Origin of the sequence: Microbacterium sp. LMI12-1-1.1 (assembly GCF_040676455.1) — a bacterium.
Classification (GTDB): domain Bacteria; phylum Actinomycetota; class Actinomycetes; order Actinomycetales; family Microbacteriaceae; genus Microbacterium.
The window spans coordinates 236,620-260,388 of the sequence record NZ_JBEGIA010000001.1 but is presented as its reverse complement, the minus strand read 5'-3'; the positions used below and the strand labels follow the sequence as shown (position 1 = coordinate 260,388).

The following is a 23,769-nucleotide window of genomic DNA, read 5'->3' as shown; positions in this document are numbered from 1 at the left end:
GGCGTCATTCCGCGGTGGACGCGGATGCGTCGGCGATGTAGAGGATGTCGCTCGTGGCGCGCTCGCCGCCGTTGGAGGGCGAGTTGATGACCTCGCCGTTGAAGTACATCGTCGACGAGCCGCCGCCGTCGAGGTTGTACGCGGTGGTGGCGCCCAGGTCGATCATGATGTCGGCGAGCTCCGTGAGGGTGACACCCTCGCTGTAGCCGGACTGGCGGCCGTCGACCACGACGAAGACGAGGCGATTCTCGTCGATGACGCCGACCGCCGTGCGCGGCTGATCTCCCTGGATCGAGTGGTTGCCGAAGTTCGTGTCGATCTCGATGTCTTCGATGCCGACGACGACGGCGCCGTCCGCGACGATCGCCGGGCCGAAGCTGAGGGTGTTCCACGCGCCGTCGGCGAGCAGCTCGTCGGCACTCGTCGTCGTCTCGTCGTAGATCTCGACGGTGCCGTCGGTATAGAAGACGAGGCCATCGCGGGCGGGCTCGTCGCGGAAGACGACGCCGTTGCGGATGACGATGCCGGTGTCGCGGAACCCGTAGTAGTCGCCGTTGATGGCAAAGATCGCGTCGTTGTCCGCGGCGATCTCGCTCGTGAGCTCGGTGATGTTCTCGCCGAACTGGTCCTTCGCGAAGGCGCTCTGCAACGTCGTGGCGTCCGACAGCGTCACGTCGGCGACGTAGTACGTCACGGTGTCGGAGCCCGATCCCTCGGTGACCGTCGAGATCGTGATGACTGTTCCGGCGTCGGTGTACGAGGTCGCTGTGACGACCGCGTCGGCGCCGTCTGCGGCATCCGTCCCCTCCGTCGTCGCGTCGGTGGTCGCGCTCGTCGAGGAGTTCTGCGCCTCGTACTCCGACACGTCGGCGATCTCGACGTGCTCGACGAGGAAGCGGTCGGCGGCCCACACGGCACCGGCGCCGCCGGAGAGGGCGACGACCAGGCCGGAGGCGATGACGGTGTTGCGAAGCCGGCGCCTGCCGGCCCTCGTGCGGTCGCTGCTCTTGTTGTCCATGCGTTCATGGATAGGCGGCCGACTTACGACGACCTTCGCGGCCGGCTATGAAAATTCTCGGTGTGGATGCCGCGGGGCCGGGCTGCGGGAGCGTCGAAGAAGCCGGATTGTGGTGCGCGGACAGCAAGATCTGTGATTCTTGTCATCGTGTCGGACACAACGCGGGCTCCATCCGCGCCGCGGTCTGACATGGTGGAGGCGACGTCGCGAGCACCGGGAGGCGCTCGCCGATTCCGAGTCTCGGCGGCAGCGCGCTGCCCACCCGACCGTCCCACCCGAACCGTGAGGAACGCATGACCCGCATTGGCATCGTCGCCGAAGCGCCCGGAGAGAACCGGGTGTCGGCGACCCCGAACACCGTCCCCAAACTCATCGCGCTGGGCTACGACGTCGTCGTCGAAGCTGGCGCCGGCGCCGGCTCGTCGTTCCCCGACTCCGCGTTCGCGCAGGCGGGAGCAACCGTCGTCGACGGCGCGACCGCGTGGGCGTCGCCGATCGTGCTCAAGGTCGTCGCGCCGACACCGGCCGAGATCGACCGGCTCGCAGACGGCGCGACGATCGTCGCGACGCTGAGCCCGGCGCTGCGGCCCGACCTCGTCGAGGCGCTCGCCACCCGGGGGATCACGGCCATCGCGCTCGACGCGGTGCCGCGGATCTCCCGCGCGCAGTCGATGGACGTGCTGAGCTCGATGGCCAACATCGCCGGCTATCGCGCCGTCGTCGAGGCCGCGCACGAGTTCGGCCGCTTCTTCACCGGGCAGGTGACGGCGGCGGGCAAGGTGCCCCCGGCGAAGGTGCTCGTGGCGGGTGCCGGTGTGGCCGGACTCGCCGCGATCGGCGCGGCGTCCAGCCTCGGCGCGATCGTCCGCGCCACTGACCCGCGGCCCGAGGTGGCCGACCAGGTCGCCTCGATCGGCGGCGAGTTCCTCGAGGTGGTCGTGCCCGACGAGGCGAAGCAGGTCTCCGCCGACGGCTACGCCAAGGCCACCAGTGAGGCGTACGACCGGCGTGCCGCCGAGATCTACTCGGAGCAGGCCGCCGACGTCGACATCATCATCACGACGGCACTGATCCCGGGCCGTCCCGCGCCGCGCCTCATCACCGCCGCCGACGTCGCCTCGATGCGGCCGGGCAGCGTCATCGTCGACATGGCCGCGGGGCAGGGCGGCAACGTCGAGGGGTCGGTCGCGGGGGAGCGGACCGTGACAGCGAACGGCGTCGTGATCCTCGGCTACACGGATCTGCCCGGCCGCCTGCCGCAGCAGGCGTCACAGCTGTTCGCGACGAATCTCGTCAACCTGCTGAAACTGCTCACCCCCGGCAAGGACGGCGTTCTCGCGCTGGACTTCGACGACGTCGTGCAGCGCACGGTCACCGTCGTGCAGGACGGCGAGATCACGTGGCCGCCGCCTCCTGTTCAGGTCTCGGCCGCCCCGGCGCCCGCGAAGGCGGCAGCGGCGCCGGTCGCGGCGAAGAAGCCGATGTCGACGGGCGCCCGCACCGGCCTCGTGGCCGCCGGCATCGCCGCACTGTTCGCGATCTGCGCGTTCGCGCCGCCCCCGCTGCCGCAGCACTTCCTCGTGCTGACCCTCGCCATCGTCGTCGGCTTCTACGTCATCGGCCACGTCACCCATGCGCTGCACACGCCGCTGATGAGCGTCACCAACGCGATCTCGGGCATCATCGTGGTCGGCGCGATGGTGCAGATCACGCTGCCCGATCTGACCGTTCAGATCCTCGCTGCGGTGGCCGTGCTGCTCGCCAGCATCAACATCTTCGGCGGCTTCGCCGTCACGCGGCGAATGCTCGCGATGTTCCAGAAGGGCGAGACCCGATGACCGCGGTCGCCGGCCAGGTGGCAGGCGCCGCCTACATCGTCGCCGCGCTGCTGTTCATCCTCAGCCTCGCGGGGCTCAGCAAGCACGAGACCAGTCGCCGCGGGGTGACGTTCGGCATCGTCGGCATGGCCATCGCGCTCGTCGCCACCGTGTGGGTGACGGCCGCCGGCGCGGCTTCGACAGGCTCAGCAACCGGGAGCGCGGCGTTCACCGGGCTCGTGCTGCTCGTGGTCGCGGTCGCGGTCGGCGGCGCGATCGGGCTCTGGCGCGCGCGCGTCGTGGAGATGACCGGGATGCCGGAGCTCATCGCCCTGCTGCACTCCTTCGTGGGCCTCGCCGCCGTGCTCGTCGGGTGGAACGGCGCGCTCTACGACACGGGGCTCGAGGGCGCGCTCGCCGACATCCACCATGCCGAGGTGTTCATCGGCGTCTTCATCGGGGGCGTGACCTTCACGGGATCGATCGTCGCGTTCCTGAAGCTGTCCGCCCGCATCTCCTCCAAGCCGCTCATGCTTCCCGGCAAGAACGCGCTCAACATCGGCGCGCTCGTCGCATTCCTCGTCCTCACCGTCTGGTACGTCATCACACCGGAGCTGTGGCTCCTCGTCGCGGTGACTCTGCTCGCGCTGGCCCTCGGCTGGCACCTCGTCGCCTCGATCGGCGGCGGCGACATGCCTGTCGTCGTCTCGATGCTCAACAGCTACTCCGGGTGGGCGGCCGCCGCGGCGGGCTTCCTGCTGAACAACGACCTGCTGATCGTCACGGGCGCGCTGGTCGGATCGTCGGGTGCCTACCTGAGCTACATCATGTGCAAGGCCATGAACCGTTCGTTCCTCTCGGTGATCGCCGGCGGCTTCGGCATCGAAGCGCCGACCGGCGGCGACGCGGAGTACGGCGAGCATCGCGAGATCGATGCGGAGAGTGCGGCCGACATGCTCGTGGGCGCGTCGACCGTCGTGATCACACCGGGCTACGGCATGGCCGTCGCCCAGGCGCAGCACGGGGTCGCCGACCTCGTGCAGAAGCTGCGCGAGCACGGCGTCGACGTGCGGTTCGGCATCCATCCGGTCGCCGGCCGCCTGCCCGGGCACATGAACGTGCTGCTGGCGGAGGCCAAGGTGCCCTACGACATCGTCCTCTCGATGGACGAGATCAACGACGACCTCTCAGCCGCCGACGTCGTGCTCGTCATCGGCGCGAACGACACCGTCAATCCGGCCGCCGCCGAGGATCCGGGCAGCCCCATCGCCGGGATGCCGGTGCTGCGTGTTTGGGAGGCCCGCAATGTCATCGTCTTCAAGAGGTCGATGGCATCCGGATATGCGGGCGTGCAGAATCCGCTCTTCTATCGCGAGAACACGCAGATGCTCTTCGGAGACGCGAAGGAGAAAGTCGAGGAGATTCTCTTCCAGCTCTCACGCACGTCGGAACTGCGCTGAATCGTGAATAGCCGCGAGGAGGCGTGCGTCAGTGCGCCGCCTCGTAGGCCTCGAGAACGGATGCCGGAACCCGGCCCCGCTCCGACACCTGATAGCCGTTCTGCTTCGCCCATTCGCGGACGGCGCTGAAATCCTGCTGCCCGCTGCGGCGGCGCTTTCGCCCGGCCGACGCGGCGCTGGATGTCGCACGGGAGGAGGAGACGGCGCGAGCCGCCTTGGTGTACCGCTCGAGAGCGCTGCGCAGAGCGCTGGCATTCTCTTCGGTGAGGTCGATCTCGTAAGCGACGCCGTCGAGCGAGAACAGTACTGTTTCGCCTTCTCCGGCTTCCAAAAGGGTACCGTCGATGTCATCGACGAGCTGGTGAACGATTCTTCGGGCCATGGTGGCACAATACGCTCAATTGTCGCTCCCGACCATCGGGTATTTTCGCGGTCTGGAGAACTTTTATCCGGGATAATTCGGACCGTCGGTCGAATGCCGATGATTCACCCCTGACAGCAGCGGATTTCGCGACATGTCGCGTGGGATGCCGAACGAGAGTTCGAGGTCAGGGGAGAAGGCCGGCGCGACGAGCCGTGACGACCGCGGCGTGCCGGGTCGAGGCATCCAGTTTCGCCATCGCCGACTGAAGATACGACTTGACGGTGCCCTCTTTGAGGTCGAGCGTCGAGGCGATCTCGGCGTTCGTCGCGCCGAGCGCGGCGCACGCCAGCACGTCGATCTCGCGCGGCGACAGCCTGACGTCGAGGTCGAGCGACGGCTCCGTCGCATCATGGGAGAGCGCGGCGAGGCGCTTCTCGAGGCGGTCCAGTCGCGCGCGCAGCGCGGGGTCGTCGACGACGGCGGCGATGCTGCGCAGTTCGGCATAGGTCTCGCGCAGCTCTTCGCGCGTGGCGGCCGGCATCGTGACCTGCCCGGCGGGCGCGGGGGAGAGGGTCAGTCTGCGCTGCACCTCCTCACGGATGCGCAGCTCGGCCGAGAGCTCATCGGCGACCGCGAACGCGGGCCGGGCGACGACATCGCCGACCGGCGACTCGGCCCACGACCCGCAGTAGATGACGCCGCGCGCGCGGTTGCCCACCATCACCGGAACAGCGAACAGCGTGGCGATGCCCTCGCCGAGGACGGCGCGGTCGTAGTCGTGCGTGATGCTGCGCGACGACCCGTAGTCCAGCGCGAGCCGAGGGCGCTTCTCAACGAGTGCGCGCCCGCCGAGTCCGCGTGACGCCTCGACCACGAGGCCCTCGAGCCGGCGCGTGCGAGCGCCGTGGATCGAGGTGACATGGATCGCGTCGCCTTGCGCGAGTCCGCCGAACCCGACCGGGAATCGCGTGCGGCGCACGAGTTCGGCGACGGCGTGATCGAGCGCCCGTGCATCGCCGCTGTCGCCGTCGAGTGCAGCGGCAGCGACACCGGCTCCCGCGCGAGTGCGATCGGGGTTCGGTGCACGTGGTGGGAGGGACGCGCCCACGACTACCTGCTTCCGAGGGGTGACGGCGTCCTCGCCGCCTTTCGTAGCGCCGACTTTACCACCCGGGGCACCGCCCACACGTGGTCCGGGTCTCCCCGGTGGGCGCGATGAAGCGCCCCGGACACGATCATCGCACCCGGCCTCCGCGCGGCGCCGACCGTGGGATCTGCTCGCCGGCCATCGCGCCCGTGCTCGGAGACGGCGGGCCTACGCCACATCGATCGGGAATGCGAGGCCCGGGCGGACACTCCGCCCGGGCCTCGCGGCGTGCGGGCGGCCTACACGCCCGCCGCCGGCTTCGCTCCGACAGGCGCGGCGGGGGCCCCGGCGCCGGTCGCCTCGGCTTCGCTCGACGCGTCCGCATCGGTCGCGTCGGCCCCGCTCGACGCGTCGGCCGCCGCTTCCGCCTCGGTCGCGTCGGCACCGCTCGGCGCGGGGGGAATGCCTGGCCCCTGCTCGAGCTCGATGAGGAACCGCTTCAGGTCGGGCCGCCCGCCGTACTCGCCGAGCGATCCGTCGGCACGAACCACCCGATGCACCGGGACCACGATCGAGAACGGAGTGGTCGCACACGCCGTGCCGACGGCCCGGGCCGCGCGAGCGGTGCCCGCCATGACGGCCACTTCGCCGTAGCTCGCCGTCTCGCCATAGGGGATGTCGCACACCGCCTCGAGCGCCGCGCGCGTGAAGCCGCGGACCAGCCGCCAGTCCAGCGGCAACTCGAACCCGCGGCGTTCGCCCTCGAAGTACTCGTCGAGCTGCGCGATCGCGACATCGAAGACGCTGTCGGCGGCGGCTCGTGTGCGGCGCGAGGAACGAGACGAAGCATCCGTCCCCTCGTCAGGAACCGGCACTGCGCGCAGCTGCAGCGCGACGCGTTCGATCTCGGTGCGCAGGGGGCCGTCGAAGGGATGGAGGGTCACGATGCCGTCGGCGGTCGTGACGATGAGGATGTCGCCGATCGGCGACGGGTGGACGCGGAAGCGGGGCGGTTCCTCAGGGGTCATGCGACCATCCTGGCCCCGTGCGCCGACGAGGCGGAGGCGTCGGAGCGGGATCTGTGGGATGCCGCGTCGCGCCGCATCCTGGGGAGGAGGGGGAGCTCGATGCCCGATCGCGCCGCGTCCAATACCGCGAAACTCAGGTCCATTGCAAGTGACCGGCGGACGTCGCCTTTAGGGTGGCACGTGTGTGGCGAGCAGAACGGAGCGCCGTGCTGGGCCCAGCAGACGCCGAGCGCGGGTATGACGTGACCCCGGGTGATCTGGGTCTCGCCGAACCCGACGTCACGGTCGTGCACGTCGCCGAGTCCGAGCGCGACCGGCTCCGCCTGCAGTCCGCCGCCCTCGGCGGCAGGTCGACGCTGCTGCACTTCACGGACGTCCAGGACGCGTCCATCGAGATCACGAAGGCGCACCCCGGCAGCCTGCCCCAGTTCATCACCGGGCGCTCGACGCTGCTGTCGAACCTCTTCCGCGACGAGGTCGCGCTGCGCAACGCACGGCTGGCCGCCGAGCGCATCACCGCGAAGGACCAGGAGCTCCGGACGACGCGCGGGCTGGATGCCGTGCGCCTGGCCGTCGGCCTCGCGACCTGGCGTGTCGGCGGGATCAGCTGGAGCGCGCCGGTGCTGCTGCGGCCGCTCGCGATCCGCCGTCATCACGGCGACTTCGAGCTCAAGCTGCACGGCACGTTCTCGGTCAACCCCGAACTGGTCCGCGCGATGCGCACCCACTTCGGCATCATGATCGACGCCGGCGGTCTCGCCGCCCTCGCCTACGAGAACGGCGTCTTCAAGCCGCAGCCGGTCATCGACCACATCCGTGCGCTGACGGCATCCATCGACAGCTTCGCGGTGAAGCCGCGCCTGCTCGTGTCGAGCTTCGCCGACGTCGGCGGTGACATGGCGCTCGATGCATCGAACCTCGATCACCGTGTGCTCAACGCGCTGGCCGGCCACGTCGCCGATCGCGAGTCGCTCACGCTCCACCGCCGCGGACCCGTGCCCACGAGCCCCGACGAGCGCCCGCCCGCCGCCGACATGCTGCTGCTGGATGCCGACTCCGAGCAGGAGCGCGTGCTCGCCCGGGTGACCGACGGGCAGTCGCTCGTCGTCCACACGCTCCCCGGCACCGGTGGCACCCAGACCGTGATCAACGCCGTCGGCGCCCTCGTGCGCGACGGCAAGCGCGTGCTGGTCGTGAGTGCCCGGCGCTCGACGCTCGACGGCGTGCGCCATCGGCTCGCCGGCATCGGGCTCCCGGGGCTGGCGGTCTCGCCGGACCGTCTGCAGCGCGATCTCATCCGTGCCATCGGCCGCAACGAGAAGGCCCAGGCGCCGAAGGTCTCCGACATCGACGACGCGCTCGTGCGCCTGCGCGGCGTGCTCCGCGACTATCGCTCGGCGGTGACCGCGCAGCATCCCGCGTTCGGGGTGTCGGTCCTCGACATCCTCCGCGAGCTCGCGCAGCTGGCAGAGGGCGGCGTCGCACCGGTGACCGAGGCCCGCTTCGATGCCGAGGCGCTCGCCAACCTCGCCACGACCCGACAGGATGCCGCGGCCAAGCTCGCCGCCGCCGCACGGCTCGGCGAGTTCCGGTTCGGTCCTGACGACTCGCCCTGGTACGGCGTGACCTTCGCGACCGTGGAAGAGGCCCGCGGCGCTCACGGGCTCGCCGGCAAGCTGCACCGCAGCGATGTGCCCACCCTGCTCGAGCGCGGCTACGAGCTCATCGCCCAGACGCGCATGCGTCCGTTCCGGACGATCGCAGAACTCGGTGTGTACCTGCGCCTGCTGCGCGGCATCCGCGACTCCCTCGACCGGTTCAGCCTCACCGTCTTCGAGCGGCCGCTGGGCGAGCTGATCCAGGCGCATGCGCCGCGGCGCGACGCGCCCGACATGACCGGCGCCAACCGTCGCCGGCTGCGCCGGCTGTCGCGAGAGTACCTGCGCCCGGGTGTCCACGTGCCCGACATGTACGAGGCGCTCGTGCGCATCCAGCAGCAGCGCACCGAGTGGCAGCGGTACGTCGACACGGGCGTGACGCCCGAGCTGCCGCTCGGCCTCGCCGATGTGCAGGTCGCATGGCAGCGGGTGGATGCCGAGCTCGCCGAGCTCGACGCCGCTCTCGGCCGCAGCGAGGCCGACCGGCTCGCGACGCTCCCCGTCAAGCAGCTGGTGCGCACGCTCGCCGGTCTTGCCGCCGACTCCGACGTGTTCGACAACCTCAAGGAGCGCGCGACGCTGCGCACTGAGCTCGCCGCGATGGGCCTCGAGCCCCTCCTGCTGGAGCTGTCGGTGCGCCACGTTCCCGAAGATCAGGTGGCCGCCGAGCTCGAGTACGCCTGGTGGCAGTCCGCGCTCGAGCTGCTGCTGCGCACCGACCGCGCCGTCCTCGGCGCGAACACCGCCGTCGTCGACCGTCTCGAGCGCGACTTCCGGCTCGTCGACGAAGCCCATGCCTCGGCATCCGGCCCCCTCCTGGCCGCCCACCTCGCCACGCAGTGGCGCATCGGGATCGTCGATCACAAGAACGAGGCCGACGGGCTGAAGCAGGCGCTCAAGCGCGGGGCGATCACCCCCGCCGAGCTCGCGACGGTCGCTCCGGTGCTCTCGCGCACGCTGGCACCGGTGTGGCTGGCGTCGCCGTACGAGGTGCCGCGCATCCCCGACGCGGTGGGGTTCGACGTCGTGATTCTGGCGGATGCCGGAGCCCTCTGCCTCGCCGAGGCCGCGCCGGCGCTCCGCCGGGCCGGGCAGGTCGTCGCGTTCGGCGATCCGGTCACGCAGAAGCCCACGCCGTTCCGCGTCGCCGCCGGATCCGCGGTGTCGGGCGCCACCACGCCGCCTCAGACCAACGGGACCGTTGCCACCACTGCAGCGGCCTCGGCCGACCGGCCGGAGGACGACGAGGTCCCCTTCGATTCGACGAGCGTGTTCGAGCGCCTCGCCGAACTGCTGCCGGTCGAGACGCTCACCCGCAGCTACCGCGCCGGCGGCGAAGACCTGGCGGCGCTCGTGAACGACGCGTTCTACGGCGGCGAGCTCGTGTCGCTGCCCTGGGCGGGTTCGTACCTCGGACGCGGCAGCCTCGCGGTGGACTACGTGGAGGGCGGTCACGGCACGCCCGATCCCGTCACCGGGGCCGTCGAGAGTCCCGACTCCGAGGTCGCCCGCGTCGTGACTCTCGTGGTCGAGCACGCAGTCAACCGGGGGAGCGAGTCGCTCATGGTCGTGACCGCGAGCGCGCGGCATGCCGAGCGGATCCGCGCCGCCGTCGAGGCAGCCTTCGCCGGGCGCTCGGACGTCGCCGACTTCGTCTCGCGCGACACCGCCGAGCCGTTCGCCGTGCTGACTCTCGAGGAGTCGGTCGCCGAGAGCCGGGACCGCGTCGTCTTCTCCCTTGGCTTCGGCCTCACCAAGCACGGCCGTGTGCTGAGCGACTTCGGCGACCTCTCGTCGCCGGACGGGGAGCGGCTGCTGACCGTCGGCATGACCCGCGCCCGCCGGTCGATGGTGATCGTGTCGTCGATCCGGCCGTCGGCCTTCGACGACGGACGCCTCGAGTACGGTGCCGCGACGCTCATGACGATCCTCGGCGGCATCGCCGCGCGGTCACGCGAAGCGCGCCTCGAAGACCTCGCCGATCCGCTGACCCGCGGCCTCGCCCGCGAACTGCGCCGCGCCGGACTCTCGGTCGACGTGCACTACCGCGGCCTGCTGCCGCTGGTCGCGCAGTACGACGGCAAGGCGGTCGTGGTCGAGAGCGACCCCGAGACGATCGGGGAGTCGCTGCGCGAGTCGCTGCGCCTGCGCCCGCAGATCCTGCGGCGCCTCGGCTGGCACTACGTGCGCGTGCACTCGTTCGACCTGTACCGTGACCCCGCCGACGTCGCGCAGCGCATCGCCGCGATGCTCGGCGTGCCGCCCGACGCGCCGCGGGTCGACAACGAGACCCAGCCGATCGATGTCGTCGAGTGACCGCCAGCGCATCGAGCGGGTCAAGGGCTCCCGGCGGGCGAAGCTGACGCCCGCGCCCGGAACGAGCGCCGAGCCCATCCCGGGCGACGACGAGACGGATGCCGCCACCGCGGCGCCCGACGCGGCACCCGGGTCAGCGGGGCCGAACGACGAGCGCCTGCGGCGCGACGTCCCCCCGCATTACTAGGAACGGGCGCGTTTCGTCTCGCTCGTTCCTCGCTCGCTCAACGACCGGGTTCGAGTTCCGGTCGTTGAGCGAGGGAGCGCCAGCGATCGAGACGAAGCGCGTCCGGGCGATCTGGTGCGCCGCGCAGGGTGATGCGGGCGCGTTTCGTCTCGCTCGTTCCTCGCTCGCTCGACGACCGGGTGCGAAGTCCGGTCGTTGAGCGAGGGAGCGTCAGCGACCGAGACGAAACGGGTCGAGCCGATCTGGTGCGCCGCGTGCAGGGTGATGCGGGTGCGTTTCGTCTCGCTCGTTCCTCGCTCGCTCAACGACCGGGTGCGAGGTGTGCTGGAAGTCCGGTCGTTGAGCGAGGGAGCGCCAGCGACCGAGACGAAGCGCGTCGGGGAGAAGCTCAGGACTTCTGCTTCTCCAGGATGTCGCGGATCTGCACCAGGATCTCCTGCTCGGTCGGCAGCTTCGGCTCCTCATCGGCCTCGGTGAGGCCGGCCTTGGCGGCTGCCCGCTCCTTGAGCCGGTTCATCGGGTAGACGAACACGAAGTACACGACGACGGCGACGGCGAGGAAGTTGATGACCGCCGCGAGGATGAGGCCGATCGCGAAGTCGGTCGTCCCGCCCCGCAGGTTCGGCACCCCGATGATGATGTCGTTGAGACTGTCCGCCTGGAACACGAGGGCGATCAGCGGATTGATCAGCCCGGTGACGATGGCGTTGACGATCGCGGTGAACGCCGCGCCGATGACGACGGCGACCGCGAGGTCGATGACGTTGCCGCGCAGGATGAATTCTTTGAAGCCCTTGATCACGCGTACCCCCTGGGTGTCCGCCCGCGCCGGGGGCTCCGGACGATCAGGATCCGGACGACGCGGGTGAGGCCTTCGCCTCGGACTTCGATGATGTCGAAGTCGAAGAGGAGGCGCCACTCGAGGCATCCGCGCCGCCGGTCGCCGCCGCTCCACCGCTCTTCGCGCCGGCGCGCGAGTCGGTGCGGTAGAAGCCCGAGCCGTTGAAGGTCACGCCGATCGAGCCGTACTCCTTGCGCAGCGCGCCGCCGCACTCGGGGCATTCGGTGAGGGTGGGGTCGGCGAAGGACTGCACCGCGTCGAAGCGGTGGCCGCACTGCTTGCAGGCGTAGGCGTAGGTGGGCATGGCTCTCTCGGTGGGTGTCAGCGCCGGCTGGGCGCGAGGGTGATGGTGCGCGTGGGCGTGACGACGCCGGTCACGGGCTGGTCGAGTTCGTCGCTCGGAACCTCGTCGACGAACTCGGAGTCGAAGACGACGGCGTACACGGGTGGGCAGCGCTCCATCGACCCGAGGGTCTTGTCGTAGAAGCCGCGGCCCCATCCGAGCCGCATGCCGTTGCGGTCGACCGAGGCCGCCGGGATGACGAGCAGGTCGACGTCGTTGACCGCGATCGGTCCGAGCAGCTCGCCGACCGGCTCGGGGAGTCCGAACATGCCCTCGGCGATGTCGCCGTCGGCGGTCGCGACCGCCCAGTCGAGGAGGCCGTCGGTGCGCGTCACCGGAAGGAGGACGCGGATGCCGCGGGCCACGGCATCCGTCACGAAGGAACGCGTGCCCGGCTCGGTGGTGGTCGACAGGAAGCACGAGATCGATCGCGCACCGTGCTCGGCGACGAGGGCGTCGAGCTGAGCGTGGACGCCGGCCTCGGCGTATTCGCGCGCCTGCGGTGTGATCAGCTGGCGGCGCTCGCGCAGCTCGGCGCGCAGTGCGCGCTTCGCATCGGCGATGGCGTCGGACATGCAGTCGATTCTACGGCGCGCGCGTCACACGGGTCGGTGCGCCCGTGCCGGGTGGTCCGTGCCACCTAGACTCGGGGGATGCCCCACACCTCCATCAAAGCTGTCATCCCGGCCGCAGGTCTCGGCACGCGCTTCCTCCCCGCCACCAAGGCCATGCCCAAAGAGATGCTCCCCGTTGTGGACAAGCCGGCGATCCAGTACGTCGTCGAAGAGGCGGCGCAGGCCGGCATCGAGGACATCCTGGTCATCATCGGACGCAACAAGAACGCGATCTCGAACCACTTCGACTCGGTTCCCGAGCTCGAGGAGAAGCTCAAGGACAAGGGCGACACCGACCGCCTGCACCGCGTGCTGGAGTCGAGCGACCTCGCCGACATCCACTTCGTGCGCCAGGGCGAGCCGAAGGGTCTGGGCCACGCCGTGCTGCGCGCCAAGGCGCACGTCGGCGACTCGTCGTTCGCGGTCATGCTAGGCGACGACCTGATCGACGAGCGCGACCCGCTCTTGACCACGATGATCGCGGAGCACGAGCGTACCGGCGCGGCGATCATCGCGCTCATGGAGGTCGACCCCGAGCACATCCACCTGTACGGCGTCGCCTCGGTCGAGTCGACCGACGGCAACGGCGTGGTCAAGGTGAACGGCCTGGTCGAGAAGCCCAGCGCCGAGGACGCACCGTCGAATCTCGCGGTGATCGGCCGCTACGTGCTGTCGCCGAGCGTGTTCGAGATCCTCGAGCGCACCGAGCCCGGCAAGGGCGGCGAGATCCAGCTCACCGACGCGCTGCAGGAGCTCGCGGCGGACCCCGACGGCCCCGGCGTGTACGGGGTGGTTTTCCGTGGCCGCCGCTACGACACCGGCGATAGGGTGGACTACATCAAGGCCATCGTGCAGCTCGCGGCGGATCGTGACGATCTGGGTCCCGCGCTGCGTCCCTGGTTCAAGGATTTCGCGGCGAATCTCTGACGCCGCCCGTTCGAGGGAGTCACGTGGATCTGTCGGCTCCTCGTCGGCACGGGTCGGTGGCGATCCGCCTCGTGAAGCAGCGCGACGCGCGCGTGCTGCAGAACGAACTGCTGTCCAATCGGGGCTGGCTTCGGCCGTGGGAGGCGACCAGCCCCGATGGGCCGGTGTCGTTCGACATGCGGATGGGTGTGCGCCGGCTGCTCCAGCAGTACCGCGACGGCGCAGGCGTGCCGTTCGTCATGGAGTACGACGGTGAGGTCGCGGGCCAGCTGAACGTCTGGGGCATCGCGCGCGGCTCGCTCGCATCGGCCACGATCGGCTATTGGGTGAGCGAGCGGTTCGCGGGCCGGGGCATCACGCCGACTGCCGTCGCGCTCGCCACCGACATCTGCTTCTCCGAGTTGCGGCTGCACCGCATGGAGATCTGCATCCGACCCGAGAACCGTGCGAGCCTGCGCGTCGTCGAGAAGCTGGGCTTCCGCTACGAGGGGCTCCGTCGCCGGTTCATCCACATCGACGGCGACTGGCGCGACCATTATGCGTTCGCCCTCGTGCGGGAGGACGTCCCCGAGGGCGTCCTGCAGCGCTGGATCTCGGGCCGGGCGCCTCAGGACGCCGCGACCGTCCCGCCCACGGATCGCTTGCACGCGTAGGCGATACGGGTCTCGGGACGCCCTTTCCCAGGTGAGCGCGTCGATTCGGGCCGCCGGCTGGTGTTGAGGGACACGCCAGCGGATGCCGGGGCGACCGGCATCCGTCGCATACCGTGGTCTGCATGGGTGGGCAGGTGTGGGGCGGGGGAGTCATCGTTCTCGTCGCCGTGGGCTTGTGGCTCGTCTATCTGCTGCCGACGTGGCACAGCCGCCGCCAGTTCGACGCGGCAGAGCGCAACGCCGTCCGCCTGAACCAGGCGCTGCGCGTTCTCGCCGAGACGAGCGAGACGCCGGAGGAAGTGCGCCTCGAGCTGAACGCCCGGACCGCGGCCGCACAGCAGCGGCTCGCGAAGCGAGCACTCGCCGAGCGCGAGCATGCCGCCCTCGAAGAGGCGCGGGTCGACCTCGAGCGTGCACGCACCGAGCGCGAGGTGGCCGAGGCCACGGCACGTCTCGAGCGCGAGCGGGCTCGCACCGAGCGCGTCGCCGCCGAGGCCGCTGCCCGCGTCGACCTCGAGCGCGCTCGCGCCGAACGCGCGTCGACCGAGGCGGCCGCACGCGCCGAACTGGCCGCCGCGCGGGCGATTCCCGCTGCGCGCCGCGCGCGCGTGCGTCGCGCCTTCCGTCTTGTCGCCACCCTCGTCGGGCTCGGCGGCCTCGCCCTCGCCGGCTGGGGCGTGTTCGAGACGCTCACCGCGGGGGCGCAGACGCTGCTGTGGCTCGGCGTCGGTCTCGTGATGGCGTCGAGCATCACGCTTCATCGCCTGTCCCGCGTTGCGGCGCGTGCCGTGGCGCGGGAGACGGATGCCGCGCCGCGCCGTGCCGCCGAGCTGCAGGATGTCGCGCTCGAACGCGAGCAGCGCGCCTGGGCGCCGCGCGACCTGCCGCGGCCGCTCACGGCGTCGGCGGGATCGCGTGCCGCGGCCGTACTGGATGCCGAAGCTGCTCGCGCGGCCCTGCGCCAGGCCGCGCTCGAGCAGGCCATGCTGGCCCGCGCAGAGGCCCAGAAGCCGCCGTCGATCGACACCGCGCGCACGGCCCGCACCGCCTCGGCCGACTCCGACTACGCCCGCATGGGATACGTCGACGACGCCGAGATCGAGGCCCACGTTCGGCAGCTTCTGACCCGTCGCGCAGCCGGCGAATAGGCCCTCCGCGAGGCCCCCGTCGATTCGGGACGCGCCTCGAACCGTGATAGTGTTTCTGAGGTTCACGGGCCTGTAGCGCAGTTGGTAGCGCGCCTCGTTCGCATCGAGGAGGTCAGGGGTTCGATTCCCCTCAGGTCCACCACAAGAAGGCTCCCGTCACGTCGGGGGCCTTCTGCTTTTCCCCGATCGACCGCGCTTTTCGCAGCGCCGCGTTCGGCTGCGAGCTGGGTCAGCGCGGCGGCGCTGGATACCGCAGGCCGCTGCCCCAGCCGATCTCCCAGCCGGCGCTGTCGTCGAAGTAGTCCGCGAACGAGACCGGCAGCGCGTGCTCCGGTTCGACCGCCGCGAGCAGGCCCGCGAACCATGCGGCGTACTCGGTTGCGTCGTGCGTCGCAGCGAGGCGGGGGAGAGCCCGCAGGATGAGCTCGGCGACATCGCCCGGCGTCGACATCGCGTCGACGGTGCCACCGGCGAACTCGGTCTCGGCGCCCGACGTGTAGTGGATCGTCGCGTCCGGGTCGGCGGCATCCGTCAGCACGATCCGGTGGTACATGCCGGAGGGGGCGAGGCCCGGCGACACTCGGAGCCGGTGGAAGCCCCGTCGGTGCAATTCACGCACGCCCTGCAGGATGCGCACCGAGGTCGTCATGAGCAGCGCCGACGCGATCTCGTGATGCGCGGACTCATCGTGCGCGACGAGCCGCACCTCGTCCACGGCGGGGTGCGCGGCGGCGATCGCGTCGATGGCGGTGGTGATGGCGGCGCGTCGAGGCCACGCGTAGATGCCGGCGCTGATGAGCGGGAAGGAGACGCTTCGCGCGCCCACCTCGGCGGCGACCGCGAGCGAGCGGCGGTAGCAGGACTCCAGGAGTCCGCGATCGCGCTGCCCGGCGCCGAAGTTCGGACCCACCGTGTGCACGACCCAGCGTGCCGGCAGGGCGCCGGCGGTGGTCCAGCCGGCGTCCCCGGTGCCGAGCCCGTCCGGGAAGCGGGCGATGCAGTCCCGCAGGATCTCGGGTCCGCCGGCCCGGTGGATCGCTCCGTCGACGCCGCCACCGCCGCGCATGGCGTTGTTCGCGGCATTGACGACGGCATCCGTCGTCTGGGCGGTGATGTCTCCATGGACGGCGACGAGCGTGGTCATGGCTCCATCATGCGTCAGCGGCTCGGACGCTTTGCCCTGCTGCCCAGATCAGGCGATCCGTCGCATACCGGAGGTCTCGGCGCCGACCATCCTGTGTCCGCCGGATCACCTGTTCCCGGCAAGCGACGATGTCAGCCTCCCGACGGCGTCAGTCGGGTCGAGCCTCGGCAGCGGCCCGGGCGGCGGCCGGCAGCGCGTCGATGATCCGTGCCACCGCGGCGTCGTCGTGGGCGGACGAGACGAACCACGCCTCGAACACCGACGGCGGCAGCGAGACGCCCTGCGTGAGCATGGCGCGGAAGAACGGCGCGTAGCGGTACGCCTCCTGCGCCTTCACGGTGTCGTAGTCGACGGGCGGCGTCGCCGCGAACTGGATCGAGAACAGGTTGCCCGAGCGCTGCACCACGTGCGTCACGCCGGCTTCGGAGAGGGTGGATGTGGCGGCATCCGCGATCCTCGTCGCAGCGGCGTCGATGCGGGCGTAAGCGTCCGCGTCGAGGTGGTCGAGGGTGGCGCGGCCGGCCGCGACGGCGAGCGGATTGCCGCTCAGCGTGCCGGCCTGGTACACCGGCCCGAGCGGGGCGAGCAGCTCCATGAGCGCCGCGGAGCCGCCGAGTGCGGCGAGCGGCAGCCCGCCGCCGACGACCTTGCCGAACGTGATGAGGTCGGGGGTGAACGGCACCGGGTCGATGCCGTACCAGCCGGCGGGGCCGACGCGGAAACCCGTCAGCACCTCGTCGAGGATCAGCAGCGCGCCGTGCGCGTGGGCGATGTCGGCGAGGGCGGCGTTGAAGCCGTGCGCGGGCGGCACGATGCCCATGTTCGCGGGTGCGGCCTCGACGATCACGGCGGCGATGTCGTCCCCGCGGGCGGCGAACACCTCGCGCACCGCGTCGAGGTCGTTGTAGCGGATCACGAGCGTCTGCGCGGCGATGGGGGCGGGAACGCCCGCCGAGCCGGGCATCGCCAACGTGGCGACGCCCGATCCGGCCTCGGCCAGGAGGCCGTCGGAGTGGCCGTGGTAGTGCCCCGCGAACTTCACGATCAGGTCGCGCCCGGTCGCGCCGCGCGCGAGGCGGATCGCGGTCATCGTCGCCTCGGTGCCAGTCGACACCAGGCGCACGCGCTCGATCGGGCGCGTAGCGGTCGAGCGAGCGAAGTGAGACGAAACGTCGTGAACCTGCGAGTTCGCGTCGGTTCGGCGCGTTTCGTCTGGCTCGTTCCTCGCTCGCTCAACGACCGGGGGGTTGGTGGGGCGCGTTTCGTCTCGCTCGTTCCTCGCTCGCTCAACGACCGGGGGGTTGGTGGGGCGCGTTTCGTCTGGCTCGTTCCTCGCTCGCTCAACGATCGGGGGGTTGGTGGGGCGCGTTTCGTCTCGCTCGTTCCTCGCTCGCTCACCGACCGGGGAGGGGCGGGCGACACGGCCGGCGATGAGCTCGGCCAGCTCGGTCTCGCCCGGTGTGCTCGCGCCGAAGCCGAGGCCGTGGGCCGCGGCATCCTGCACCGCCTTCACGACGGCGGGATGCGCGTGCCCGAGGATCGCCGGACCCCACGAGCCGACGAGGTCGACGTACTCGCGGCCCTCGACGTCGGTCACGTACGGACCCGACGCCGACACGAAGAAGCGAGGGGTCTCATGCACGGAGCCGAACGCGCGCACCGGCGAGTTCACCCCGCCGGGCATGGCACCGCGGGCGCGGGCGAATTCCTGCGCGTTGGTCGTCATCGGATCCACTCCGCGAGTTCGAGAGCCCAGTAGGTGAGCACGGCGTCGGCACCGGCGCGGCGGATGCCGATCACCGACTCCTCGATCGCACGCCGCCGGTCGATCCAGCCGTTCGCCGCGGCGGCCTCGATCATCGCGTACTCGCCCGACACCTGGTACGCCCAGACGGGGACGGGGCTCGTGGCCGCGGCATCCGACAGCACGTCGAGGTAGCTCATCGCGGGCTTGACCATCACGATGTCGGCGCCCTCGGCGAGGTCGAGGTCGAGCTCGCGCGCGCCCTCGCGGCGGTTCGCGGGGTCCTGCTGGTACGTGCGGCGGTCGCCCTCGAGCGACGACTGCACCGCCTCGCGGAAGGGGCCGTAGAAGGCGGAGGCGTACTTGGCGGCGTAGCCCAGGATCGGGGTGTTCGCGTAGCCGGCGTCATCGAGCGCATCGCGCACGGCGGCGACCTGGCCGTCCATCATGCCCGAGAGGCCCAGCAGCTGCGAGCCCGCCTCGGCCTGCGCCACGCCCATGTCGCGATAGCGCTCGAGCGTGGCGTCGTTGTCGACGTAGCCGTTCCCATCGAGCACGCCGCAGTGGCCGTGGTCGGTGAACTCGTCGAGGCAGAGGTCGGTCTGCACGACGAGCGCGTCGCCGGCCTCGGCGGCCGCGATGCGGGTGGCGACGTTCAGGATGCCGTCGGGATCGGTCGCACCGGAGCCCGTGGCGTCCTTGTGCTCGGGCACGCCGAACAGCATGATGCCGCCGATGCCGGCGGTCGCGGCATCCGTCACCGCCTTCTTCAGGCTCTCGGTCGTGTGCTGCACGACGCCCGGCATCGATGAGATCGGCACGGGCTCGGTTGCGCCCTCGCGCACGAACATCGGGAGGATCAGCTCGGCCGGGTGCAGCCGCGTCTCGGCGACGAGCCGCCGCATCGCCGGGGTGGCGCGCAGGCGGCGGGGGCGGTCAGTCGGGGCGTACGTCACGGGCGTTCTCCCGTCAGGCCGGCGGCGCCGGCGTCGAGCAGTTCACGGGCGACGGATGCCGCGACCTCGCGCGGCGGGTCGCCCTCGTCCTCGGGCCACGTGGTGGCATGGGAGGAGGTCAGGGCGGTGGCGCCGTCGAGGCTGTACACGCGTGCCGACAGCAGCAGGAGTCCCGCGTCGACGACGGCGCGCGCGCCGACGGGCGCGGAGCATCCGGCCTCGAGCAGAGCGAGGACTTCGCGCTCGGCCTCCACCGCAGCACGGGTCTCGGCGTGGTCGAGCGCGCTGACGAGGTCCTCCTCGCCGCGGCGCACCTCGATCGCGAGGGCGCCCTGGCCGGGGGCGGTCGGCCAGGAGTCGGCGTCGAGGTAGTCGGTCACGACCTCGGTGCGGCCGATGCGGCGCAGGCCCGCGGCGGCGAGGATGACGGCATCCAGCTCTCCGCCGGCCACTTTGCCGAGGCGGGTGTCGACGTTGCCGCGGATGTCGACGACCTCGAGATCGGGACGCCGGGAGCGCAGCTGGGCCATGCGCCGGGGCGAGCCGGTGCCGACGCGTGCGCCGGCGGGGAGCGTGGCGAGGGTGAGCCCGTCGCGCGCGCAGAGGGCGTCGCGGGGGTCTTCCCGGGCCGGGATCGCGGCGACGACGAGCTGGTCGTGCGGCGCGGTCGGGAGGTCCTTGAGCGAGTGCACGATGACGTCGCACTGCCCGGCCAGCAGCGCGTCGCGCAGCGCTCCGGTGAACAGCCCCGTGCCGCCGGCGCGGGAGAGCGGCTCGTTCGAGCGGTCGCCGTCGGTGGTGATCGTGACGAGCTCGGTGGTCACGCCCGTCGCGTCGGCCAGGTCGTCCGCGACCATGCCCGTCTGCGCGAGCGCGAGCGTGCTGCCGCGCGTGCCGATGCGCAGGGTGGTCACGAGAGCACCTCGGAGATCTCGTCGAGTCCGATGCGGCGGCCGGTGTAGAACGGCACCTCCTCGCGCACGTGGCGGCGCGCCTCGGTCTGGCGGAGGTCGCGCATGAGATCGACCAGCTCGACGAGCTCGGGAGCCTCGAGCGCGAGGATCCACTCGTAGTCGCCGAGGGCGAACGACGCCACGGTGTTGCTCAGCACGCTGCGGTGCGCCGCACCCTTGCGGCCGTGGTCGGCGAGCATCTGGCGGCGCTCCTCGTCGGGCAGGATGTACCAGTCGTACGAGCGCACGAACGGGTACACGGTGAGCCACGTCTCGGGATCCTTGTCGCGCATGAATGCGGGCAGGTGGCTGGCGGTGAACTCGGCGTCGCGGTGCACGCCCATCGCGTTCCACGCCGGCACGAGCGAGGCGAGCGGCTCGGCGCGGCGCAGCGTCCGCAGGGCGGACTGCAGGACCTCGGGCGCGACACCGGTGCCGGTGAGCCAGATCATGAGGTCGGCGTCCGCGCGCAGGCCGGAGACGTCGTAGAACCCGCGGACGGTGACTCCGGATGCCTCGACCTCGGCGACCGCGGCCGTCAGATCGCCGGCAGGCGCAGGGCGCTGGGGATCGCGTCGGAACACAGCCCACAGGGTGTAGCCGAGGGTTTCCGTGGAGGGGCTCGCCGAGACATCGGTCATGCTCCTATCCTTTCACTCCTCGCGCGGAGCGTTTCCGGTGGCGCCGTTCCCGGCATCCGCCGTCTGCCGAGAGCCCGCGCGCCGCGTGTCACGAGATCAGGTGATGCGGCGGGTGCAGGACGTTTCGGTGCGAATCGTCCTGCGCTCGTGAAATCACCTGATGTGGTGACCGGCGCGGGCGGGGCGGCGGCCGACCGCCTGCGAGCAGGGGAGCGTTGCGCCGCGTGTGACGAGATCAGGTGATGCGGCGTGTGCAGGACGTTTCGGTGCGAATCGTCCTGCGCTCGTGAAATCACCTGATCCGGTGACGGCGCGGGCGGGGCGGCGGCGGCCGCCGGCGAGCAGCGGAGGGTTGCGCCGACGCGCCGCGTGTCACGAGATCAGGTGATGCGGCGGGTGCAGGACGTTGCGGTGCGAATCGTCCTGCGCTCGTGAAATCACCTGATCCGGTGACGGCGCGGGCGGGGCGATGGCGGGCTCAACGGGCGGGCGGGGCGGCGGGGGGCTCAGCGGGCGAGCAGGCCGGCGGCGGGCTCAGCGGGCGGGTGGGGCGGCGGCGGGCTCAGCAGGCCGGCGGCGGGCTCAGCGGGCGAGCAGGCCGGCGGCGGTGCGCTCGGCGTGGGCGATGAGGCCGGCGAGGCCAGACCCGGCGACGGTCTCGCCGACGACGGTGAGCCCGGCGGGTGCAGTCGCGGCGGCGGGCCGCACCCACGAGACGTGTGCGGCACCGACGACCACCGGCAGCGGCACGCCGAGGAGCGTCTCGGCGTCGGCGCGCGCGGCGGCGACGGGATCGGCGGGGGTGGCGTCGTACGACAGACGGAGCACGTGACGGCCGGCGGCGGCGTCCCGCAGCCACGCCCACTTCGCGGTGGCATGGGTCAGGGCGCGCGCGCCCACCGGTGCTCCTGCGGCGACGAGCAGCCCGGTGCCGCGGGGTGCGGCATCCAGTTCGTCCTGCTCCACGACGAGAGTCACGAGGTCGATGCGTCGCCCTGGGGCGGCGGGCGCCGCGAGGCTGGGCGCCGCGACGACCACCGTTCCGTCGAGCGTCGCGAGGTCGTCGACGGGGGCGCGGAGGCGGATGTCGCCGCCGAGGCGCGCGAGATCCTCGGCGAGTGCCGGCACGATGCGGTTGACACCCCCGCGGATGCCGGCGACCGCCGCGCCCGGGGGAGCGGCGGCGCGCAGCTGCGCGACGGCGCCGCCGAGCGATCCGGCGCTCGTGAGGGCGTCGGGGAGCCCGGGATGCGCGCGGGTGACGGGCAGCTCGTCGGGGTGCTGCGAGTGCACGCCGTGAACCACAGGGGCCACGAGGAGGTCGAGCATGTCGTCGCCATAGCGGTCGCGGACAAGGGCGCCGAGTGTCGACGGCACCGTTCCCAGCGGGCGAGCGTCGCGCCCGACTGCCCGCTCCGCGGCGGGTCTGCCGATCACGCGCACCACGTCGTCGGCGAGCGGGTCGGACGGGATGCCGAGCAGCGCGGTCGCCGGCAGCGGCACTGCGTCGCCGATCACGGGCTGGAGCCACGCCGGTCCCGGCGCGGGAGCCACGATGTCGTCGGCGAGGCCGAGCTCCGCGAGGAGGGCCGTGACGACCCCGCCGCGGACGGCGAAGCTCTCGGCGCCGGCATCCAGCGCGATCCCGCCCACTTCGTGCCGCGCCACCGTCCCGCCGAGGCGATCGGATGCCTCGAACAGGGTCACTGCAGCGCCTGCGGCCGCGAGCCGGCGGGCGACGACCAGGCCCGCGACGCCGCCGCCGACGACAGAGAAGCGTCCGGGCGCCGTGGACTCAGCCATGCGCGTGGACGAACTCCACGATGCGCGTGAGCACGGTCGGGTCGGTGTCGGGCGGAACGCCGTGGCCGAGGTTCAGCACGTGGGCGCGGGCCGCACGGCCGCGTTCCAGCACGTCGAGGATGTGGGCTTCGAGCACCGGCCAGGGGGCGCGCAGGAGCGCCGGGTCGATGTTGCCCTGCACCGAGACGTCCTGGCCGAGGCGCCGGACGGCCTCGTCGAGGGGGAGGCGCCAGTCGACGCCGACCGTGTCCACGCCCACGTCGCGCATCGCGGCGAGCAGCTCGCCGGTGCCGACCCCGAAGTGCACGAGGGGCACGCCGAGGTCGCGCACCGGCTCGAGGGCGCGCGCCGAGAAGGGCGCGACGTGATGCGTGTAGTCGGAGAGGCTGAGGGAGCCCGCCCATGAGTCGAAGAGCTGCGCCGCGGACGCGCCCGCCTCGATCTGTGCGGCGAGGAACGCACCGGTGATCTCGGCGCACCACGTCAGCAGTGCCGACCACGTCGCGGGGTCGGAGTGCATGAGCGCGCGAGTCCTGAGCTGCTCCTTCGACGGCCCGCCCTCGACGAGGTACGACGCCAGCGTGTAGGGGGCGCCGGCGAAGCCGATGAGCGGCGTCGAGCCCAGTTCCGCGACGGTGAGGGCGACCGCTTCACGGATGGGCGCGAGCGCTTCGGGGTCCAGTGGAGGCAGGGCCGCGACATCCGCCGCCGTCCTCACCGGGTTCTCGAGAACCGGACCGCGCCCCGCGACGATGTGCACGTCGACGCCCGAAAGGCGCACCGGGATCACGATGTCGCTGAAGAAGATGCCCGCATCCACGCCGTGTCGACGCACGGGCTGCAGCGTGATCTCGCTGGCGAGCTCGGGGTTCAGGCAGGCGTCCAGCATGTCGGTGCCCACACGCAGCTCGCGATACTCGGGCAGGGAGCGCCCCGCCTGGCGCATGAACCACACCGGCGTCCTGGCCGGCCGCTCACCGCGATACGCACGTATCAGCGGAGGGGGATCGTTTCTCTGAAGAACGGAAGGGTGAGAGACATGCAAAGACACACGTTAAGATTAGGCT

20 protein-coding genes, 1 tRNA gene and 1 pseudogene are annotated in these 23,769 nt (G+C 71.5%); 8 read left to right on the top strand and 14 right to left on the bottom strand.

Annotated elements, in window-relative coordinates:
* Positions 1 to 4: 4 nt before the first annotated feature.
* Positions 5 to 1,018: a phosphodiester glycosidase family protein gene (locus MRBLMI12_RS01205; protein ID WP_363353186.1), complete on the bottom strand. Its 1,014-nt coding sequence runs from the start codon at positions 1,016 to 1,018 to the stop codon at positions 5 to 7.
* A gap of 293 nt (positions 1,019 to 1,311) precedes the next feature.
* Here MRBLMI12_RS01205 and MRBLMI12_RS01200 point away from each other — a divergent pair, with 293 nt between their 5' ends.
* Together MRBLMI12_RS01200 and pntB are read left to right on the top strand one after the other, a co-directional pair.
* The gene (locus tag MRBLMI12_RS01200) at positions 1,312 to 2,856 is read left to right on the top strand and encodes a Re/Si-specific NAD(P)(+) transhydrogenase subunit alpha (RefSeq protein WP_363353184.1); all 1,545 of its coding nucleotides are present in this window, start codon (positions 1,312 to 1,314) and stop codon (positions 2,854 to 2,856) included.
* Complete coding sequence (gene pntB, locus MRBLMI12_RS01195; RefSeq protein ID WP_363353182.1) at positions 2,853 to 4,295, top strand: Re/Si-specific NAD(P)(+) transhydrogenase subunit beta; 1,443 nt, start codon at positions 2,853 to 2,855, stop codon at positions 4,293 to 4,295. The genes MRBLMI12_RS01200 and pntB overlap by 4 nt, the downstream gene beginning before the upstream one ends.
* Before the next feature lie 28 nt (positions 4,296 to 4,323).
* Here the strand turns inward: pntB and MRBLMI12_RS01190 are convergent, their stop codons facing one another.
* The 3 genes and pseudogenes from MRBLMI12_RS01190 to MRBLMI12_RS01180 all read right to left on the bottom strand — a co-directional run.
* Positions 4,324 to 4,677 carry a histone-like nucleoid-structuring protein Lsr2 gene (locus MRBLMI12_RS01190; RefSeq protein WP_363353180.1) on the bottom strand — a complete coding sequence of 118 codons (354 nt, stop codon included), beginning with the start codon at positions 4,675 to 4,677 and terminating at the stop codon, positions 4,324 to 4,326.
* Positions 4,678 to 4,843: 166 nt separating this feature from the next.
* A complete protein-coding gene (locus MRBLMI12_RS01185) occupies positions 4,844 to 5,767 on the bottom strand; it encodes a LuxR C-terminal-related transcriptional regulator (RefSeq protein WP_363353178.1) in 924 nt (307 codons plus the stop codon).
* Between the two features lie 452 nt (positions 5,768 to 6,219).
* Positions 6,220 to 6,774: pseudogene (locus MRBLMI12_RS01180) on the bottom strand (methylated-DNA--[protein]-cysteine S-methyltransferase); the annotation flags it as partial.
* A 209-nt stretch (positions 6,775 to 6,983) separates the two neighbouring features.
* Here MRBLMI12_RS01180 and MRBLMI12_RS01175 point away from each other — a divergent pair.
* Together MRBLMI12_RS01175 and MRBLMI12_RS01170 are read left to right on the top strand one after the other, a co-directional pair.
* Positions 6,984 to 10,748, top strand: a complete 3,765-nt coding sequence (locus MRBLMI12_RS01175) for an AAA family ATPase (RefSeq protein WP_363355695.1) — start codon at positions 6,984 to 6,986, stop codon at positions 10,746 to 10,748.
* A complete protein-coding gene (locus tag MRBLMI12_RS01170; RefSeq protein ID WP_363353174.1) occupies positions 10,735 to 10,935 on the top strand; it encodes a hypothetical protein in 201 nt (66 codons plus the stop codon). Before MRBLMI12_RS01175 ends, MRBLMI12_RS01170 begins: the two co-directional genes overlap by 14 nt.
* A gap of 388 nt (positions 10,936 to 11,323) precedes the next feature.
* Here MRBLMI12_RS01170 and mscL read toward each other — a convergent pair whose 3' ends face one another.
* From mscL to MRBLMI12_RS01155, 3 genes are read right to left on the bottom strand one after another with little or no spacing between them, the layout of a single operon-like run.
* On the bottom strand, positions 11,324 to 11,737 hold the full coding sequence (mscL, locus tag MRBLMI12_RS01165; RefSeq protein WP_363353172.1) for a large conductance mechanosensitive channel protein MscL: 414 nt from the start codon (positions 11,735 to 11,737) through the stop codon (positions 11,324 to 11,326).
* A 43-nt stretch (positions 11,738 to 11,780) separates the two neighbouring features.
* The gene (locus MRBLMI12_RS01160) at positions 11,781 to 12,080 is read right to left on the bottom strand and encodes an FmdB family zinc ribbon protein (RefSeq protein WP_363353170.1); all 300 of its coding nucleotides are present in this window, start codon (positions 12,078 to 12,080) and stop codon (positions 11,781 to 11,783) included.
* A 17-nt stretch (positions 12,081 to 12,097) separates the two neighbouring features.
* Entirely contained in the window at positions 12,098 to 12,694 is a 597-nt protein-coding gene (locus tag MRBLMI12_RS01155; RefSeq protein WP_363353168.1) for a 5-formyltetrahydrofolate cyclo-ligase, read from the bottom strand.
* A gap of 78 nt (positions 12,695 to 12,772) precedes the next feature.
* On the opposite strand from MRBLMI12_RS01155, the gene galU reads away from it, so the two are divergent.
* The 4 genes from galU (at position 12,773) to MRBLMI12_RS01135 (ending at position 15,603) form a co-directional block, all read left to right on the top strand.
* The gene (gene galU / locus MRBLMI12_RS01150; RefSeq protein ID WP_349428090.1) at positions 12,773 to 13,660 is read left to right on the top strand and encodes a UTP--glucose-1-phosphate uridylyltransferase GalU; all 888 of its coding nucleotides are present in this window, start codon (positions 12,773 to 12,775) and stop codon (positions 13,658 to 13,660) included.
* Between the two features lie 23 nt (positions 13,661 to 13,683).
* On the top strand, positions 13,684 to 14,313 hold the full coding sequence (locus tag MRBLMI12_RS01145; protein WP_349428089.1) for a GNAT family N-acetyltransferase: 630 nt from the start codon (positions 13,684 to 13,686) through the stop codon (positions 14,311 to 14,313).
* A gap of 122 nt (positions 14,314 to 14,435) precedes the next feature.
* Positions 14,436 to 15,461: a large exoprotein gene (locus tag MRBLMI12_RS01140; RefSeq protein ID WP_363353165.1), complete on the top strand. Its 1,026-nt coding sequence runs from the start codon at positions 14,436 to 14,438 to the stop codon at positions 15,459 to 15,461.
* 66 nt (positions 15,462 to 15,527) lie between these two features.
* Positions 15,528 to 15,603: transfer RNA gene (locus MRBLMI12_RS01135), tRNA-Ala, on the top strand.
* An 87-nt stretch (positions 15,604 to 15,690) separates the two neighbouring features.
* Here the strand turns inward: MRBLMI12_RS01135 and MRBLMI12_RS01130 are convergent.
* The 7 genes from MRBLMI12_RS01130 to hemE form a co-directional block, all read right to left on the bottom strand.
* On the bottom strand, positions 15,691 to 16,605 hold the full coding sequence (locus MRBLMI12_RS01130; protein ID WP_363353163.1) for a macro domain-containing protein: 915 nt from the start codon (positions 16,603 to 16,605) through the stop codon (positions 15,691 to 15,693).
* A gap of 148 nt (positions 16,606 to 16,753) precedes the next feature.
* Positions 16,754 to 18,289, bottom strand: a complete 1,536-nt coding sequence (locus MRBLMI12_RS01125; RefSeq protein ID WP_414686207.1) for a glutamate-1-semialdehyde 2,1-aminomutase — start codon at positions 18,287 to 18,289, stop codon at positions 16,754 to 16,756.
* A 38-nt stretch (positions 18,290 to 18,327) separates the two neighbouring features.
* Positions 18,328 to 19,305: a porphobilinogen synthase gene (gene hemB, locus MRBLMI12_RS01120; protein WP_363353159.1), complete on the bottom strand. Its 978-nt coding sequence runs from the start codon at positions 19,303 to 19,305 to the stop codon at positions 18,328 to 18,330.
* Positions 19,302 to 20,219: a hydroxymethylbilane synthase gene (gene hemC / locus MRBLMI12_RS01115; RefSeq protein ID WP_363353157.1), complete on the bottom strand. Its 918-nt coding sequence runs from the start codon at positions 20,217 to 20,219 to the stop codon at positions 19,302 to 19,304. Before hemC ends, hemB begins: the two co-directional genes overlap by 4 nt.
* Entirely contained in the window at positions 20,216 to 20,899 is a 684-nt protein-coding gene (gene hemQ, locus MRBLMI12_RS01110; protein ID WP_363353155.1) for a hydrogen peroxide-dependent heme synthase, read from the bottom strand. Before hemQ ends, hemC begins: the two co-directional genes overlap by 4 nt.
* A 582-nt stretch (positions 20,900 to 21,481) precedes the next feature.
* Positions 21,482 to 22,702: a protoporphyrinogen/coproporphyrinogen oxidase gene (locus MRBLMI12_RS01105; protein WP_363353153.1), complete on the bottom strand. Its 1,221-nt coding sequence runs from the start codon at positions 22,700 to 22,702 to the stop codon at positions 21,482 to 21,484.
* On the bottom strand, positions 22,695 to 23,753 hold the full coding sequence (gene hemE, locus MRBLMI12_RS01100; RefSeq protein WP_363353151.1) for a uroporphyrinogen decarboxylase: 1,059 nt from the start codon (positions 23,751 to 23,753) through the stop codon (positions 22,695 to 22,697). Before hemE ends, MRBLMI12_RS01105 begins: the two co-directional genes overlap by 8 nt.
* Positions 23,754 to 23,769: the final 16 nt, after the last annotated feature.